The following is a 16,780-nucleotide window of genomic DNA, read 5'->3' as shown; positions in this document are numbered from 1 at the left end:
TACCTGTAAAACACACACTCGGTGCTCGCGGGTGACCCAGGTCAAATGTGGGAGCGGGCTTGCTCGCGAATGCGGTGGTTCAGTCAGTACATGTGTGACTGACACACCGCATTCGCGAGCAAGCCCGCTCCCACAGGGGTTACGCGCTGTGCAGGCACGCCAGCGCGCGGTCTGCGAGGGTTTTGGCCTAGTTGATCAAGTGCTCGGTGGCGCCGGCCATGTGCTGTTCATCGCCTGTCAGCGCCTCACGGGTGCCCGCTGCGGTGGCGGCTGCGCAGCGCAGCACGTCGCAGAGTTGGGCGAGGGCGTCTTCAAAGCTGAGGTCGTGATGCACGGCGAAGGACGGCGGTGGGGCAGGTTGCAGGTAGTGGCGCAGGGCGCGCTCAAAGATTTCGCGGTCGGGGGTGAAGCGGGGTGGGTCTGGGACGATTTTGGTCATGCGTGAAGTACCTGTTCGGGCTGGGAGCCATTTTCTTGCCGATCTCACACGTCAAAAAAGGTGGCAGCTATGTGCGGGGTGAGATACCGGTGAACAGGACCCGGCCAGACCGAAGTCTGCCCGCACACAGCCGCCATAAGCGGTTGTAGCGCATTACGTCCGTTCATACACGGGATCTCACACCCGATCGCTGATAGGCAGCGACGAAGCGAAGGCTAGCCAGTGAAGTGAGCAGGCGCAAGGCCAAAGGATTGTCTAGGAAACTTCCCGCAAATTAAAGGGATAGGGACTGCTGGCCTTTAATAATGCGTAACAACCCTTGCAATTCAGAGGGAACTGGGCATTTGGCGGGTGCCAACTACCTTATGTGCCCCGCTTCGCGGTGGCCTCTCTCTACGTATTTTCAAGGGTTATTCGGATGCTTAATTTTTCTTTTGGTTTTCAATTGATCAGGCCTGTGTTTTCGCAATTGCTAAGTCCTGCACACGTCACTGTGGCGCTCTCTGCGCCTTCAGTTGCCACCACCGGTGAAAAAGCCTTGGGCAGCGTTCCCACGCAGAACGTCCCGCGGCCCGAGAATGATCGTCGAACCGCCGAGCAGATTATTCTCGACAACCCCATTCTAAAAAATCTGGGGCCTCAAAAAGACATCCACCTGGCACTCATCAAGGAGCGTCTGGGCGATTGGAGCGCCAATAACCCTGATCCGGCGTCGAGAGCGGACGCTGCCTACAATGCTGCTCGGGTTCTCAACTGGATTGATACGTCGTTGACCGCCGTAGGCGAAGACCGTGGTAAATACTCGAACAACGGCGTCCTGGAGGGCTACACCAGCACCGGTTACGCCGCATTCGGCACACCAGCCGGAGCGTGGGAGGGTTTTATCGAACATGGCTACCACATCCTGAACCGCGATCGTCGTCTGGAATGGACCAATGACGCGAATGTGACCGCTGAAGGCAACTACCGCGACACTTATCGTTAACATTTGACCGAGGCTTGACCGCAAGCCAGTTCCCACAGGTTTTTTTGTGCTGTCAGGTAAGTAGAGATTTACCGGGATACAGCGGCGGTAGTTGGGGGTATCCGTTGGCAGATATTTTGTCGCACATACTCAGACCGTCCAAGGAACCGAGCAATACCTGTTGATCACTCAATGAGTGCCCTGGCCATCTGGCAACAGGGCTTCCTATTGTTTTTTAGAGAGTGAGAACGCGATGGCTATTAGTGCAATCAAACCCGTTGTTGTAACGCCTCCCCGCAGTGGTGACTCCTGGGACCCAGTACCTGCTCGGCGCCCCACAGACCCACCCTCACATTGGAGTGACCGCCAGCTGATTGAGCAGGTGGGCAAGCATTTTAATGAATTCGGTGGCGGTGATGAATATGTGAATTTCAATGAGTTGAAGCAAGCTGCCGGGCTACTACCCAGCGATAAGACGTTTTCTGTTGAAGCACAAGCTGTTGCGACGGAAATCCTGAATCGCCCCAAGTTGTTGCGTAAGTTGGATATTGGCGTTTATCGAGGCGGCCCAGGCAAGGAAGATGAGCGGTTCGATATGGATAACGTCGATCATCTAAAGAAAAAAACCGCATTCCGTTTGGCGCCCAATTACCACAGTTTTTATAACTGATGCACGCCTGATGGGGCCTGGCTTTTTTGGATACCAGGATCGATGACCGATGGGGAAAGTCCTCACTTGGGTGAGGACGATCCTCAATAGCTGCTTAAGTTACTTTGGATACAACGGCGGCAAGCTGGTGCTGTCGGTGGCCGGGTCTTGTTCGCGCTCCACCATCGGGATGGACTTGACCGCACGCCACAGATCCTCACCCAGCCAATACTGGCCACTCTCGCTGTACAGCGCGCCATTGAGCCCATCCAGGGCATCCGACAACGGCACAAACCGCGCCGCCATGTCGGCCAGGGTTTCCGGCTGTTGCCGCGCCCAGGCATCCAGCGCCTGGCGTGTGGCTTGTGGGTCGTTGGCCTGGGTGGCGCGTTTGAGGTCGTCCAGCAGCGAGCGTGGGCTCGGGCCGGTTTGTGCGGCGCGCTGCACGGCAGGTTGGCGACGTGCGCGCCACCACAGGCCGAAACCCAACAGCGTGGTGCAGGCGAGTATCAAGGTGCTCAGTTGCCACAGCCACAGGCGGCTATCGTCCGGTGCGGTAATCACCGTTGGCGTGGCGGGCGTGTCCACCACCAGACTTGGGTTGGTCGCCACTTGCAGCGTGCGCGCGGGCAGGCTGGTGCGTTCCAGGTGATCTTCGTGGGTGTTCCACCACACCACTTCCACGGCGGGCATTTCTAAGCTGCCGGCGCGGGTGGGCACCAGGGCTTCGCGGTCCTCACGGCTGCCGATCAGGCCACGGTCGCTGTTCTGGTTGGCGAGCACCGGTTGGTCCGGGTAACGGCGCAGGCCGTTGATCTCGCTGGTGGGCAGTGCCGACAGTTGTGCGCTGGACAAACCCTCGGCCTTGACCGTGAGGCTGCGCGTCAGGGAGTCGCCGACTTGTACGTGATCGGGTTCAGGGTTCCAGGCTTCACTCAGGGTCAGGCTGCGCGCAGGCAGCCAGGCGGCGTCGGCGGGGTAAAATTCCGGCTTGGGTTTTACCGTCAGTGGCAACTCGGCCGAGCTGACATGAATCAACTTGCCCGGTTTGGTGCCTTGCAGGGTGTTCTCCTGGGGCGGCCGCGATTCCACCAGGGTGGCACTGAAAGTCTGCGCCGGTATCACCAGGGCGCCGCTGTGCTGCGGGTAGATCGCATAACGGGTTTCGATCACGCCGTGGCGAATGCTGTTGATGACCTTCTCAAAGGTGCGTGACTCGCCCAATTGCTCGATGCGCGCATCCGGGATCTGCAACGGCGTGAGGCTGCTGTCGTCATACAGCGACACCGAGTGGTACACGCGCACGGTCAACAGCGCCTGGGCCTGCACGTACACACTGCTCTGGTCGAGGTTGGCTTCGATAAACACCGGGGCCAGTTCGGCGCTGGTGTTCTGGCTGGCGGTTTCCAGCACTTGCAGGCTGATCGGCTGGGTCTTGAGTTCGCCCACTTGCAGCGGCGGAATCACTACAGTGCCGTTTTCCTTGGGCAGCAACGTGATAATCCAGCGCGTGGTGGCGTGGTTATCGCCGCCCAAGGTGGTGAGCTGGTTGATCTGGCGCGTGCCGCTGACTTCGAACTGCGCATCCAGCGGTGACAAGTCGGGTTTGCCGAACTGGGTGACGTCACTGGATTCCACCGTCAGCTCCACCGTTTCCCCGGAATTGACGCGGCTGCGGTCGACGCTCGCCACCAGGTTGGCCGCCTGGGCGTGGCCTGCCGAGAGTGCAAGCAGGAGCAGAAGGGTGGTGCGGCGGCTCATCGAGTCTTGTCCTGATGTTGTTGCTGTTCGTACCAGAATTTACGCCGCAGCAACTCGCCGGGGTTGTCCGGGATCTGCTGCAGCCATTGCTCCAGTGCCTGGCGATGCTCGCCATCGAGGCTGGCATCGGCGGGGCGCAAGGGCGGGGTGGTGGTGTGCTCGTCGCCCAGTTCGCTGCCGGGTACGTCATTGCCGCCGGCCTTGGGGGTGGCGCCCGTCTGGTTATCGCCGGCACTGGCCTGGCCTTGACCTTGGGGCGATTGCTCGCCGCCTGTGGCACTTTGGCCGCTGGCGCCCGGTTGCGCAGTTTGGCCGGGTTGGGTGGTTTCGTCATCCTCATTTTTGACAGGCTTGGCCGGTTCGGGCTGGGCTTTTTCCTGGATCAGGCTTTCGACCAGCGCTTTGTTTTTCAACGCCGGTTGCAGGTCGGGCTGGGCTTCGAGCGCTTGCTCATAAGCGTCGATGGCGGCTTCCAGTTCACCGGATTTGGCCAGGGCATTGCCGCGATTGTAGTGGGAATAGGCGTCATTGCCCTGGGCAAAACGCTTGATCGCTTCGGCGTAGTTGCCCGCCTCATACAGCGCCACGCCTTGCCATTGCGGGTCTTCGAAGTGTTCGGCGGCCTCGCTGGGGCGCTTTTTCTTCAGCAGGTATTGGCCTTGTTGGTCGGGGCGCAGCCACAGGTCCCGAAGTTCAAAGGCATAGCTGGGTTGCGGCGCGCCCAAGAGCAGCAACGGCAAACAGAGCAGCCAGCCTCGGCGGCCCGCGCAGGCGGCGAGCAGCAACAGCGGCAGCAGCAGCCAGTAACCCTGGTCGGCCCAGGTATCGAGGTGCAGCAGTTGGCCGTCATTGCGCAGTTGTTGCGGGCCGTCGAGCAGGTTGAGTTGGCGCAGGTCTTTGTCGTCCAGGCGCGCGGCGTGGTAACGGCCGCCCATCTCACTGGCGAAAGCTTTGAGGGTTGGGCTGTCCAGGCGCGGCACCAGGATGGCGCCCTGGTCATCCTTAAGGAACTCACCGCTTTCCTGGGTCACCGGCGTGCCTTCGCGGCTGCCGATGCCGAGGATCGACAGGGCCGGGGCCTGAGCGCCTTGCAACTGCAGACGGATGCCTTGGCGCTCCTGTTTGGACAGTGACGAGCCCACCAGCAGCAGGCGCCCCTGGCCAAGGCCGGCTTGCTTGAGCAGGCTCAGGGCTTTTTCTACCGCCAGATCGGCGCGATGGCCGGGCTCGGGCATGATCGAGGGGCGCAACGCTTCGAGCAGGTTGCGGCTGGTGGCCAGGTCGTCCGACAGCGGCACCAGCGTGTGCGCGCTGCCGGCATACACGACGATGGCGGTGGGCGCGTTGTCACGTGCTTGCAGCAAGTCGTAGAGCTTGCGCCGCGCCTGCTCCAGGCGATTGGGCGGGCTGTCGGTGGCAAGCATTTCCGGGGTCAGTTCCAGCAGCACGACCACCGGGTCGGCGGGTTTCTGGCTGTTCTGTTCAACCCTTTGCCAGCTGGGGCCGAGCAACGCCAACACGGCCAGCAGCCAGGCGATGCCCAGCACCACCCACGGTGATTTGCTCTCGCGGCCATTGCCGCCACTGAGCAGCACCGCATGAAAGGCCGGTGGCAAAATCATCTGCCAGCGCCCGGCGCGCTTTTGCCGGTGCCACAGCTGCCACAGCAGCCAGCCGAGCAACGGCAGCAGCAACAGCCACCAGGGGCGGAACCAGTGCGGCCACAGGTCGATCATCGACGCCTCCGCAAGCGCAGGCGTTTAAGGCGTTGGCGCCATTGCGGGTGTTGCTGCAAAAAAATGCCTTTGGTCGAGAGCTTATTGAACCAGCGTTGCAATGCGTTATTGGGCCAGCGCTCCTGCACCACCAGCAGCATGCTCAGTATCAGGGCCAGCGCCAAGGGTGCGCTGTACAGCGCCTGGGCCGGGCGTGCCTGGGTCGGTTGTTGGGCCACCGGTTCCAGCTGATCGAGGGTTTGCTTGATCTTTTGCAGCTCATCGCCGTCGCGGGCGCGGAAGTAGCGGCCACCGGTGGCGTCCGCGATGGCCTTCAAGGCCGGTTCATCGAGGTCCAGGCTCGGGTTGACGCCCAGGATGCCCAATGAGCCGGTTTGCTCCGGGTCGGCGCCAATGCCGATCGGGTAGATTTTCACGCCTTCTTCGGCCGCCAGGCGCGCGGCGGTCAGCGGGTCGATCTGCCCGGCGTTGTTGGCGCCATCGGTGACCAGCACCAGCACACGGCTTTGCGCCGGGCGTTGGCGCAGGCGTTTAAGGGCCAGGCCAATTGCATCGCCGATGGCGGTGTTCTTGCCGGCGATGCCGATGCGCGCTTCATCCAGCCAGGTGCGCACGGTGCGCCGGTCGAAGGTCAGCGGCGCTTGCAGGTACGCCTGGCTGCCGAACAGGATCAGGCCCACGCGGTCGCCTTCGCGGCTTTCCAGGAAGTCGCCGAGCAAATGCTGCACCAGGCTCAGGCGGCTGACGTCATCGTCGTGCCAGTGCATATCGGGGAAGTCCATGGAGCCGGACACGTCCACGGCCACCAGCAGGTCACGGCCGCTGGCGGCAATCGGCAGCGGTTCGCCGAGCCATTCAGGGCGCGCGGCAGCGGTCAACAGCAGCAACCACAGCACCACGAACGGCGCTTGCTGGCGCCAGCCGGGCAGGTTGACCCGTGCGCGGCGGCGCGCCAGGCCTTCAAGGTCGGCCAGGTAGCTGACCTTCAGCGCGGGCTCGCCGCTGTCGGCCACCGGCAGGATAAAGCGCATCAACCACGGCAAGGGCAACAGGGCGAAGATCCACGGCCAGGCGAACTCAAACATGTTTGCGAATCCAGGTATCGACCGCTTGGGTCAAGCCGGCGATGGCCTTGTCGTCGAGTTTGCATTCGGGTTTGTAGGCGCCTTCGACCAACACCATCCAGCGCGTAAGGCCGGCGGCGGGGCAACGGTTGTCGAGGAACGCCAGCCATTTGCGTCCGTTGAGTGTGTGGCTCTGGCTGTAGGGGTAGTCGTTGCGGCACAGGCGCTTGAGCAGGCCATTGAGTTGTTGCAGCCAGGCACCGGCGGGCGCGCCGTCGTAGGGTTTGGGCATCAGCGCCAGTTCGGCGAGGGCGGCGATGCGCAGCGGGTCCAGTGGTTGTTCGGCGCGGGCCACGGGGCGGCGTGTGGGCAGGAACCGGCGCAACCACCACAAGCCCCAGCCCAGCAGGGGAATCACCAGCAGCAACAACCACCAGCCCGGCGCAGGCGGCCAGAAGCCGATGGCCGGCGGGGCGATCAGGGGCTGCAGTTGGTCAAGGCTGCTCATTGCTTTTTAACCGGGCGTTGCGGGTTGAGGTATTCGCGCAGTTGCTCGACCATTTCGCTTTGGGTGCTTAAGGGCATCAACAGGATGCGCAGCTTCTGTGCGAGCAGTTCCCAGCGCGCAATACGCTCCTCGGCCTGGGCTTTGTAAGCCTGGCGCAAATCGAAGTTCAGGGTGTCCAGTTCCAGTTGCGCGCCTCTTTGCGCGAAACGCAGCAGCCCCGCGGCGGGCAGGGCGTGGTCCAGCGGGTCAGAAATGGGCAGCAACAGCAGGTCGCAATGCCGTGACAGCAGGCTAAGTTGCTGCTCGGCGCCTTCGGTCAGGGCGCGCTCGTCGCAGATCACAATCACCAGGCTGCCCGGGCGCAGCACTTCGCGGCCACGGCGCAGGGCCATGCCCAACGCGTCGGCTTCGGGGCGACTTTCGGTGTTCAGGCTCTGGTTCACCCGCACCAGGCGGTTGAGCAATTGCAGCAGGCTTTGTTTGCTGCGCCGGGGTTTGATTTCGTAGTGTTCGCTGTCGCCGAACACCAGCCCGCCGACACGGTCGTTGTGCCCCAGCGCAGCCCAGCCGATCAAGCTGGCAGCCTGCGCGGCGAGCACCGATTTGAACATTTGGCCGGAGCCAAAAAACAGCCGGCAGCTTTGCTCCACCATGATGAAAATCGGCCGTTCGCGTTCTTCGTGGAACAGCTTGGTGTGCGGCTCCTGGGTACGCGCCGTGACGCGCCAGTCGATGGTGCGCACATCATCGCCGGCCTGGTACACGCGCACCTGGTCGAAGTCGACCCCGCGCCCACGCAGCTTGGAGTGGTGCAGGCCGATCAACGGGCTGCGCTGGCTGGGGGTGGAAAACAGCTGCACTTCGCGCACGCGATGGCGCATCTCAATCAATTCGCTGAGTGTGACGCGGATTCCGTCGCCGGCGCTCATGGGGTTCAAGCGACGGCAACGACGTCGAGAATGCGTTGCACCACACGGTCCTGGTCAATACCGGCCGCTTCGGCCTCGAACGACAGAATGATGCGATGGCGCAGCACGTCGAACAGCACCGCCTGGATATCTTCCGGGCTCACAAAGTCGCGCCCGGCCAGCCAGGCGTGGGCGCGGGCGCAGCGGTCGAGGGCGATGGAGCCGCGCGGGCTGGCGCCATAGGCGATCCACTCGGCCATCTCCGGGTCGAACTTGGCCGGGGTGCGTGTGGCCATGACCAGTTGCACCAGGTATTCCTCCACCGCATCGGCCATGTACAGGCCAAGGATTTCCTTGCGCGCGGCAAAAATCGCCTGCTGGCTTACGCGCCGCTCAGGCTTGGTTTCGCCATTGAGTGCTTCGCCCCGGGCTTGCTGCAGGATGCGCCGTTCGACGGCCGCGTCCGGGAAACCGATTTTGACGTGCATCAGGAAACGGTCGAGCTGGGCTTCGGGCAGCGGGTAAGTGCCTTCCTGCTCAATGGGGTTTTGCGTGGCCATGACCAAAAACAGCGGCGACAGGTCATAGGTGCTGCGGCCCACACTGACCTGGCGTTCGGCCATGGCTTCGAGCAGCGCCGATTGCACCTTGGCCGGGGCGCGGTTGATTTCGTCCGCCAATACCAGGTTGTGAAAGATCGGGCCTTGCTGGAACACGAAGCTGCCGGTTTCCGGGCGATAGATCTCAGTGCCGGTGATGTCGGCGGGCAGCAGGTCGGGGGTGAACTGGATACGATGGAACTGCGCTTCAATGCCTTCGGCCAGCTCTTTGATGGCCTTGGTCTTGGCCAGGCCCGGTGCGCCTTCGACCAGCATATGGCCGTCCGCGAGCAGGGCGATCAGCAGGCGATCGATGAGTTTTTCCTGGCCGAGAATCTGCGTAGAAAGAAAGGTTCGCAGCGCAAGCAGCGCTTCACGATGTTCCATCGATGACGGTTCCTGGAGAGATAAGCCCCAACGTCGAAAAAACCGCCGGGCCTGGGGCGTCTACTTTAATGCATCGCAGGGTGTAGCGACTAACGGCGCGACGGGTATTTTTAGCAAAACTTGTAGGATTTTTGTGTGGCGTGCACAAATTCCACTGAGCGTTGCTCGGCCCCTGTGGGAGCTGGCTTGCCTGCGATGGCATCAACGGGGGGGTATCTGATACACCGAGGTGTGAGTATCGCAGGCAAGCCAATTCCCACATTTGATCCTTGGCATCGTTTAAATTCGGATAAAAGTACCGGTGCCCTTGAGGATGTTCTGCAAGGTTTCTTCCACTTCAGCCATATCCGACACAGCAGTGGTGTGGGTGATCTCCAAACAGTCCTTGCCACCCAGCGCATCGGCATCGCCGGCCGCCAGTTCAATCACCAGGGTGGTGTCACTCAAGGTGACTTTCAGCCCGTCCAGGGTCGATGGCTCATAGTCCCAGGTCAGTTCAACCTCATCTTCATCCGGGTAACGGCTGAGCATGAACATCTCGCCATTTTTGCCGTGACAGCAAAGCATGGCCAGGTTGTCTTCTTCGTCATCACAGGGGTTGACGATCAAGTGGGCGCTGGTGAGTTGCATGGGCAATCCTGTTTATGGGGGGAGGGGATTTTGCCATTTTCCATGCTTTTGCGCCGCTTTAAGTAATGTCGGTGTGAGTAGCCGTCCCTGGCCTACGGGCCTCAGGCCTTAAATACTAGGGTCTTGATGGCGCCCGAAACAGGTGTGAAGGCTTTGCCGAAACCCTCGCTGAATATAGGCTTGACGGTGTTGATTGCACCGCTGAAAACGCGCTCGGTGCCGCCTGGCCGGTTGTGGATCTTGTCATTGATGCCGATACCGAGTTCCGCCCCACCGAGAGCAACACTTGTTGCCGTAAGTGCTACACCGACGGGAGGGAAGGCCATTCCGAGGGGCGCGAAAACCAGTAAACCGTAAGAGGCAATCTTCAACCAATTGACCACCTTGTTTTTGGTGTGGTCGCTATTGAGTATGAATTGATGATCGGTCGCCGCCTTGGTTGCTTTCTCCGTACGGTGTTGAAGTTCTTCAAAGGGGTTGCCCTTGATCACTTGCCCACTAAACACGCCGCCTTCCTTCCAAAAGCCAAGGCTTTCCTGGGTTTCTTCCGATACATAGTGATTGAGTTGCTGGGTCAGGTAATCAATCCGCGCATCCGAGCCCAGAGACACGCCCCCAAGCGGCCCGGCAACGGGGCCGACTGAGGGGCGATCCTGTGGCCGGAACTGAATTTTAAGTGCCTGGGCCTTTTGAGGGTCCTTCAATTGTTCCCCCAGCCATCGATACGTGGCTTCAACCGAGTCAAAACCCTGCTGGGGAGGCATTTGGCCGGGAATATACAAAAGTGTTCTTCCCGTTGTTTTGTCGCGTGTGTAGAACATTCTCGATTCGAAACCGTTGAGCTTGAGGAATTTGGTTTCCAGATTCGGGTCGGCCTTATAAGGTTGCTTCAAATCGTCGGGTGTCGCGCTCAGGTATGTTTTGTCAGAGGGCAAGCCCGCTACGCCCGAGGCAATTTTTTTGTCGTTTTCGGTCAGTGATTTGTCATGATGCAGAATATGCGCACTCGTCAGGTAGGCGATCGTCGCTGTGGATGTAAATTCGGAACGTGTGTTGGCGTTCCAGTAACTTTTCAGGTAGTTGTCGTAAGGTTTTTTATAGGCGTTGTCCCACACCATTTGTTTGAATTCTTTAGGGTCTATAGGGACGTAGTTGCTGTGGTCATAGGTGTTGGGTGCCCCTGGGGAAGGCTCTTTGTAAATGCCATGGGTCCATGTGTTGTAGGTGAAATTTTCCGGAGTTGTGTAGGTCCCGTCAGCACTTGAGGCACCGGCATGTCGAGACTTCTCGTCTATCGTAATCAGGGGGGGGCCATCACGGTATTCACTGTGGGAATCTGAGCCACTGAAAAAGGGCAGTTTAATACCTTGTATATTGAGCCGGGCGGCATCGGTTAAAGATATTTTCTGTGTGATGACGCCTTTATTAGGTTCTTTATCACTTTTGTGGTTGAACACGATGGTGACCAAAAAGGTCTTGTCCGGATCAACGTCGGTGAGCCCGAATTTCTCTGCAATATGAGCTTTTACCTGTTCCGAGGTGATCTCATTAACTGATTTCATGGGCGTGTAGTTTCTGGCGAGCTCATCCAGCGCTTCATTGCGTTTTACCGGTGCCTGAAAGTAGGCCTTTGAGGCACCCTCTGTTGTAAGGACTGGCTTAGTCTGTGCCTGATGGTGCAAAGCGGACAGCCAGTAGGCGAGGGTGCCCGGTTTTTCGGCTTTGTCGCCCTCGTTCGAATGGGCGGCGGCTGGCGGGACAAGGGCTTGCGATGGGTTAGAAGTTGTCGATGTGATAGACATATAGACCTCATGATTATGAATAGAGATCTTCCTTGAAATGATTGATGCCCATTGGTTGGCGCACTCATAACAACTGATTGGTCAGCTCCGGCGATTTGCGCCCATCTAAAAATGCTATCGACTCGGTTGATGAAATCTATCGGCGCGCTTGCCGCGCCCGTGAAAGCGGGCTTCTTCAGGTTTGCCTGCGCTTGACCGAATATGTCGCCGTACGGAAAGCAACCGTCTTCCTACACTCGTTAAGCTGCGCAGTGGATGCGCCACCGTCAGGCCGTTGACCTGCCCGTCGTTCCGTCACCTGCCAAACGGCGCATCCGATGTGACCTGATCGCCTTGCGCAGCTTCACCCACCTGTCACCTCGATTCGTTATAAGGTAAGCGACGAACAGAGCTGACGGTCTCCCCGCAAGGGGATAACACGCGACGCTTCCATCAATAACAAGCCCAAGCGGAGTACCACAGATGGCGTTCTTCACCGCAGCCAGCAAGTCCGACTTCCAGCATCAACTGCAAGCGGCACTGGCGCAGCACATCAGTGAACAGGCACTGCCACAAGTGGCGCTGTTCGCTGAGCAATTTTTCGGTATTATTTCCCTGGACGAACTGACCCAGCGTCGCCTTTCCGACCTGGCCGGTTGCACCCTGTCTGCCTGGCGCCTGCTTGAGCGCTTTGACCACACCCAACCGCAAGTGCGGGTCTACAACCCCGATTACGAACGTCATGGCTGGCAGTCGACCCACACCGCGGTTGAAGTGCTGCACCATGACCTGCCCTTTCTGGTCGACTCGGTACGCACCGAGCTGAACCGCCGTGGCTACAGCATCCACACCCTGCAAACCACCGTGCTCAGCGTACGTCGCGGCAAAAAAGGCGAGTTGCTGGAAATCCTGCCAAAAGGCACCCAGGGCGAAGGCATTCAGCAAGAATCGCTGATGTACCTGGAAATCGACCGTTGCGCCAATGCCGCCGAACTCAACGTGCTGAGCAAAGAGCTTGAGCAAGTGTTGGGCGAAGTGCGCGTGGCCGTGGCCGACTTCGAACCGATGAAAGCCAAGGTCCAGGACCTGCTGGCCGGTATCGACGCGAGCCAGTTCGGCATCGACGGCGAAGAAAAAGCCGAGATCAAGAGCTTCCTGGAATGGCTGGTGGGCAACCACTTCACCTTCCTCGGTTACGAAGAGTTTGTGGTACGTGACGAGGCGGATGGCGGTCATATCGAATATGACACCGGCTCCTTCCTCGGTCTGACCAAATTGCTGCGTGCCGGCCTCACCGCCGAAGATACGCGCATCGAAGACTACGCCGTGGCTTACCTGCGTGAACCGACTGTGCTGTCGTTCGCCAAGGCCGCGCACCCAAGCCGCGTGCACCGCCCGGCTTACCCGGACTATGTGTCGATCCGTGAGATCAGCGCCGACGGCAAGGTCATCAAGGAACACCGCTTCATGGGCCTCTACACTTCGTCGGTGTACGGCGAAAGCGTGCGAGTGATCCCTTACATTCGCCGTAAAGTCGCGGAAATCGAGCGCCGCTCGGGCTTCCAGGCCAAGGCGCACCTGGGCAAAGAACTGGCCCAGGTGGTTGAAGTGTTGCCGCGTGATGACCTGTTCCAGACCCCGGTCGACGAACTGTTCAACACCGTGATGTCGATCGTGCAGATCCAGGAACGCAACAAGATCCGCGTGTTCCTGCGCAAAGACCCGTACGGTCGTTTCTGCTACTGCCTGGCCTACGTGCCGCGCGATATCTATTCCACCGAAGTGCGCCAGAAGATCCAGCAAGTGCTGATGGATCGCCTGAAAGCTTCGGACTGCGAGTTCTGGACCTTCTTCTCCGAGTCCGTACTGGCCCGTGTGCAGCTGATTCTGCGGGTAGACCCGAAGAACCGCCTGGACATCGACCCGGTTCAACTGGAAAAAGAAGTGGTGCAGGCTTGCCGCAGCTGGCAGGACGACTACGCCAGTCTGGTGGTGGAAAGCTTCGGCGAAGCCCAGGGCACCAACGTGCTGGCGGACTTCCCGAAAGGCTTCCCGGCAGGTTACCGCGAGCGTTTTGCTGCGCATTCGGCGGTGGTCGACATGCAGCACCTCAACAGCCTGACTGAAGCCAACCCGCTGGTCATGAGCTTCTACCAGCCGTTGGGCCAGGTCTCCGGCCAGCGTGAGCTGCATTGCAAGCTCTACCACGCCGACACGCCACTGGCGCTGTCCGACGTGCTGCCGATCCTGGAAAACCTCGGCCTGCGCGTGCTGGGTGAGTTCCCGTACCGCCTGCGTCATGCCAATGGCCGTGAGTTCTGGATCCATGACTTTGCGTTCATCGCCGCCGAAGGCGTGAACCTGGATATCCAGCAGCTCAACGACACCCTGCAGGACGCGTTCGTGCACATCGTGCATGGCGATGCCGAAAACGATGCGTTCAACCGCCTGGTACTCACCGCCGGCCTGCCTTGGCGCGACGTGGCGTTGCTGCGTGCTTACGCCCGTTACCTCAAGCAGATCCGCCTGGGCTTCGACCTGGGTTACATCGCCAGCACCCTGAACAACCACACCGATATCGCCCGCGAGTTGACCCGGTTGTTCAAGACCCGCTTCTACCTGGCGCGCAAGCTCACCGCCGACGACCTCGAAGACAAGCAGCAACGTCTGGAACAAGCGATTCTCACGGCCCTGGACGATGTTCAGGTGCTCAACGAAGACCGCATCCTGCGTCGCTACCTGGACCTGATCAAGGCCACCCTGCGCACCAACTTCTACCAGACCGACGCCAACGGCCAGAACAAGTCGTACTTCAGCTTCAAGTTCGACCCGCGTGCGATTCCCGAGCTGCCCAAGCCGGTGCCGAAGTTTGAAATCTTCGTGTACTCGCCGCGCGTTGAAGGCGTGCACCTGCGCTTTGGTAACGTTGCGCGCGGCGGCCTGCGCTGGTCTGATCGTGAAGAAGACTTCCGCACCGAAGTGCTCGGCCTGGTAAAAGCCCAGCAGGTTAAGAACTCGGTGATCGTGCCGGTGGGCGCCAAAGGTGGCTTCCTGCCGCGTCGCCTGCCATTGGGCGGCACCCGTGACGAGATCGCGGCCGAGGGCATCGCCTGCTACCGCATCTTCATTTCCGGCCTGTTGGACATTACCGACAACCTCAAGGACGGCGCCCTGGTGCCACCGGTCAACGTCGTGCGTCATGACGACGATGACCCGTACCTGGTCGTTGCGGCGGACAAGGGCACTGCGACCTTCTCCGACATCGCCAACGGCATTGCCATCGACTACGGCTTCTGGCTGGGTGATGCGTTCGCTTCCGGTGGTTCGGCCGGTTACGACCACAAAAAAATGGGCATCACCGCCAAGGGCGCGTGGGTGGGTGTGCAGCGTCACTTCCGTGAGCGCGGCATCAACGTGCAGGAAGACAGCATCACGGTGGTGGGCGTCGGCGATATGGCCGGTGACGTGTTCGGTAACGGCTTGCTGATGTCCGACACGCTGCAACTGGTCGCGGCCTTCAACCACCTGCACATCTTCATCGACCCGAACCCGAACCCGGCGACCAGCTTTGTCGAGCGCAAGCGTTTGTTCGAGCTGCCGCGTTCGGCGTGGACCGACTACGACACCAGCATCATGTCCGAAGGCGGCGGGATCTTCTCGCGCAGTGCCAAAAGCATCGCCATTTCGCCCCAGATGAAAGAACGCTTCGATATCTCGGCCGACAAGCTGACCCCGACCGAACTGCTCAACGCCTTGCTCAAGGCCCCGGTGGACCTGTTGTGGAACGGCGGTATCGGGACTTACGTCAAGGCCAGCACCGAAAGCCATGCCGACGTGGGCGACAAGGCCAACGACGCGCTGCGCGTCAATGGCAACGAACTGCGCTGCAAGGTAGTGGGCGAGGGCGGTAACCTCGGCATGACCCAATTGGGCCGTGTGGAATTCGGCCTCAATGGCGGCGGTTCCAACACCGACTTCATCGACAACGCCGGTGGTGTGGACTGCTCCGACCACGAAGTGAACATCAAGATCCTGCTCAACGAAGTGGTGCAGGCCGGTGACATGACCGACAAGCAGCGTAACCAGCTGCTGGCGAGCATGACCGACGAAGTCGGCAACCTGGTGTTGGGCAACAACTACAAGCAGACCCAGGCGTTGTCCCTGGCCGCGCGCAAGGCTTACGAGCGTGCTGCCGAGTACAAGCGCCTGATGAGCGACCTGGAAGGCCGTGGCAAGCTGGACCGCGCCATCGAGTACCTGCCGACCGAAGAGCAGCTTGTGGAGCGTGCCTCCGCCGGTAAGGGCCTGACCCGTCCCGAGCTGTCGGTGCTGATCTCCTACAGTAAGATCGACCTCAAGGAAGCCTTGCTCAAGTCGCTGGTACCGGATGACGACTACCTGACCCGTGACATGGAGACCGCGTTCCCGCCGAGCCTGGTGGCCAAGTTCGGCGAAGCCATGCGCCGTCACCGTCTCAAGCGCGAAATCGTCAGCACCCAGATCGCCAACGACCTGGTCAACCACATGGGCATCACCTTCGTTCAGCGACTCAAAGAGTCGACCGGCATGAGCCCGGCGAACGTGGCCGGCGCTTATGTGATCGTGCGTGACATTTTCCACCTCCCGCACTGGTTCCGTCAGATCGAAGCCCTGGACCACCAGGTGTCCGCCGACGTGCAACTGGAGCTGATGGATGAGCTGATGCGCCTGGGCCGTCGCGCTACGCGCTGGTTCCTGCGCAGCCGTCGCAACGAGCAGGACGCTGGCCGCGACACCGCGCACTTCGGTCCGCACCTGGCGGCGTTGGGCCTCAAGCTCGACGAACTGCTGGAAGGCCCGACCCGCGAAGGCTGGCAGAACCGCTACCAGGCCTACACCGAAGCCGGCGTACCCGAGTTGTTGGCGCGCATGGTTGCAGGTACGACTCACCTGTACACCTTGCTGCCAATCATCGAAGCCGCCGACGTGACCGGGCATGACGCCGCCGAAGTGGCCAAGGCCTACTTCGCCGTCGGCAGCGCCCTGGACTTGCCGTGGTACCTGCAGCAGATCAGCGATCTGCCGGTGGCCAACAACTGGCAGGCCCAGGCCCGCGAAGCGTTCCGCGACGATGTGGACTGGCAGCAACGGGCGATCACCATTTCGGTTCTGCAAATGGCCGATGCGCCACAAGACATGGAGGCCCGTGTGGCCCTGTGGCTTGAGCAGCACCAGGACATGGCCGATCGCTGGCGCGCAATGATGGTTGAAATCCGTGCAGCAGTCGGCACGGACTACGCCATGTATGCGGTCGCCAACCGTGAGTTGCTCGACCTGGCATTGAGCGGTCAGTCGGTGCTGCAGCCGGCTTGATC

At 60.5% G+C, this 16,780-nt stretch carries 12 protein-coding genes; 3 read left to right on the top strand and 9 right to left on the bottom strand.

Features of this window, described 5'->3' with window-relative positions; all coding sequences use genetic code 11:
- Positions 1-187: 187 nt before the first annotated feature.
- Positions 188-439, bottom strand: a complete 252-nt coding sequence (locus PSH96_RS15745) for a hypothetical protein (protein ID WP_305453791.1) — start codon at positions 437-439, stop codon at positions 188-190.
- A gap of 418 nt (positions 440-857) precedes the next feature.
- On the opposite strand from PSH96_RS15745, the gene PSH96_RS15740 reads away from it, so the two are divergent.
- Positions 858-1,424, top strand: coding sequence for a hypothetical protein (locus PSH96_RS15740; protein ID WP_305453789.1), 567 nt, complete (start codon positions 858-860; stop codon positions 1,422-1,424).
- A 232-nt stretch (positions 1,425-1,656) separates the two neighbouring features.
- Complete coding sequence (locus PSH96_RS15735) at positions 1,657-2,073, top strand: hypothetical protein (protein WP_305453787.1); 417 nt, start codon at positions 1,657-1,659, stop codon at positions 2,071-2,073.
- Between the two features lie 99 nt (positions 2,074-2,172).
- Here the strand turns inward: PSH96_RS15735 and PSH96_RS15730 are convergent, their stop codons facing one another.
- From PSH96_RS15730 to PSH96_RS15695, 8 genes are all read right to left on the bottom strand, one after another.
- Entirely contained in the window at positions 2,173-3,813 is a 1,641-nt protein-coding gene (locus tag PSH96_RS15730) for a BatD family protein (RefSeq protein ID WP_305453785.1), read from the bottom strand.
- Positions 3,810-5,549 (bottom strand): tetratricopeptide repeat protein, encoded by a 1,740-nt coding sequence (locus PSH96_RS15725; protein WP_305453784.1) that lies wholly within the window; start codon positions 5,547-5,549, stop codon positions 3,810-3,812. Before PSH96_RS15725 ends, PSH96_RS15730 begins: the two co-directional genes overlap by 4 nt.
- Positions 5,546-6,634: a VWA domain-containing protein gene (locus PSH96_RS15720; protein WP_056860264.1), complete on the bottom strand. Its 1,089-nt coding sequence runs from the start codon at positions 6,632-6,634 to the stop codon at positions 5,546-5,548. The genes PSH96_RS15725 and PSH96_RS15720 overlap by 4 nt, the downstream gene beginning before the upstream one ends.
- Positions 6,627-7,121 carry a DUF4381 domain-containing protein gene (locus PSH96_RS15715; RefSeq protein WP_017136650.1) on the bottom strand — a complete coding sequence of 165 codons (495 nt, stop codon included), beginning with the start codon at positions 7,119-7,121 and terminating at the stop codon, positions 6,627-6,629. Before PSH96_RS15715 ends, PSH96_RS15720 begins: the two co-directional genes overlap by 8 nt.
- Positions 7,118-8,050: a DUF58 domain-containing protein gene (locus PSH96_RS15710; protein WP_305453782.1), complete on the bottom strand. Its 933-nt coding sequence runs from the start codon at positions 8,048-8,050 to the stop codon at positions 7,118-7,120. The genes PSH96_RS15715 and PSH96_RS15710 overlap by 4 nt, the downstream gene beginning before the upstream one ends.
- Positions 8,051-8,055: 5 nt before the next feature.
- Complete coding sequence (locus PSH96_RS15705; RefSeq protein WP_003174327.1) at positions 8,056-9,015, bottom strand: MoxR family ATPase; 960 nt, start codon at positions 9,013-9,015, stop codon at positions 8,056-8,058.
- 279 nt (positions 9,016-9,294) lie between these two features.
- Positions 9,295-9,645, bottom strand: coding sequence for a hypothetical protein (locus PSH96_RS15700; protein ID WP_305453781.1), 351 nt, complete (start codon positions 9,643-9,645; stop codon positions 9,295-9,297).
- 101 nt (positions 9,646-9,746) lie between these two features.
- The gene (locus tag PSH96_RS15695) at positions 9,747-11,447 is read right to left on the bottom strand and encodes a dermonecrotic toxin domain-containing protein (RefSeq protein WP_305453780.1); all 1,701 of its coding nucleotides are present in this window, start codon (positions 11,445-11,447) and stop codon (positions 9,747-9,749) included.
- A gap of 462 nt (positions 11,448-11,909) precedes the next feature.
- On the opposite strand from PSH96_RS15695, the gene PSH96_RS15690 reads away from it, so the two are divergent.
- Positions 11,910-16,778 (top strand): NAD-glutamate dehydrogenase, encoded by a 4,869-nt coding sequence (locus PSH96_RS15690; protein WP_305453779.1) that lies wholly within the window; start codon positions 11,910-11,912, stop codon positions 16,776-16,778.
- Positions 16,779-16,780 lie beyond the last annotated feature (2 nt).

This window comes from Pseudomonas sp. FP2338, assembly GCF_030687515.1.
GTDB classification, from domain to species: Bacteria; Pseudomonadota; Gammaproteobacteria; order Pseudomonadales; family Pseudomonadaceae; genus Aquipseudomonas; species Aquipseudomonas salomonii.
Note: the sequence above shows the minus strand (reverse complement) of the source record. Positions and strands in the feature narration are given on the sequence as shown.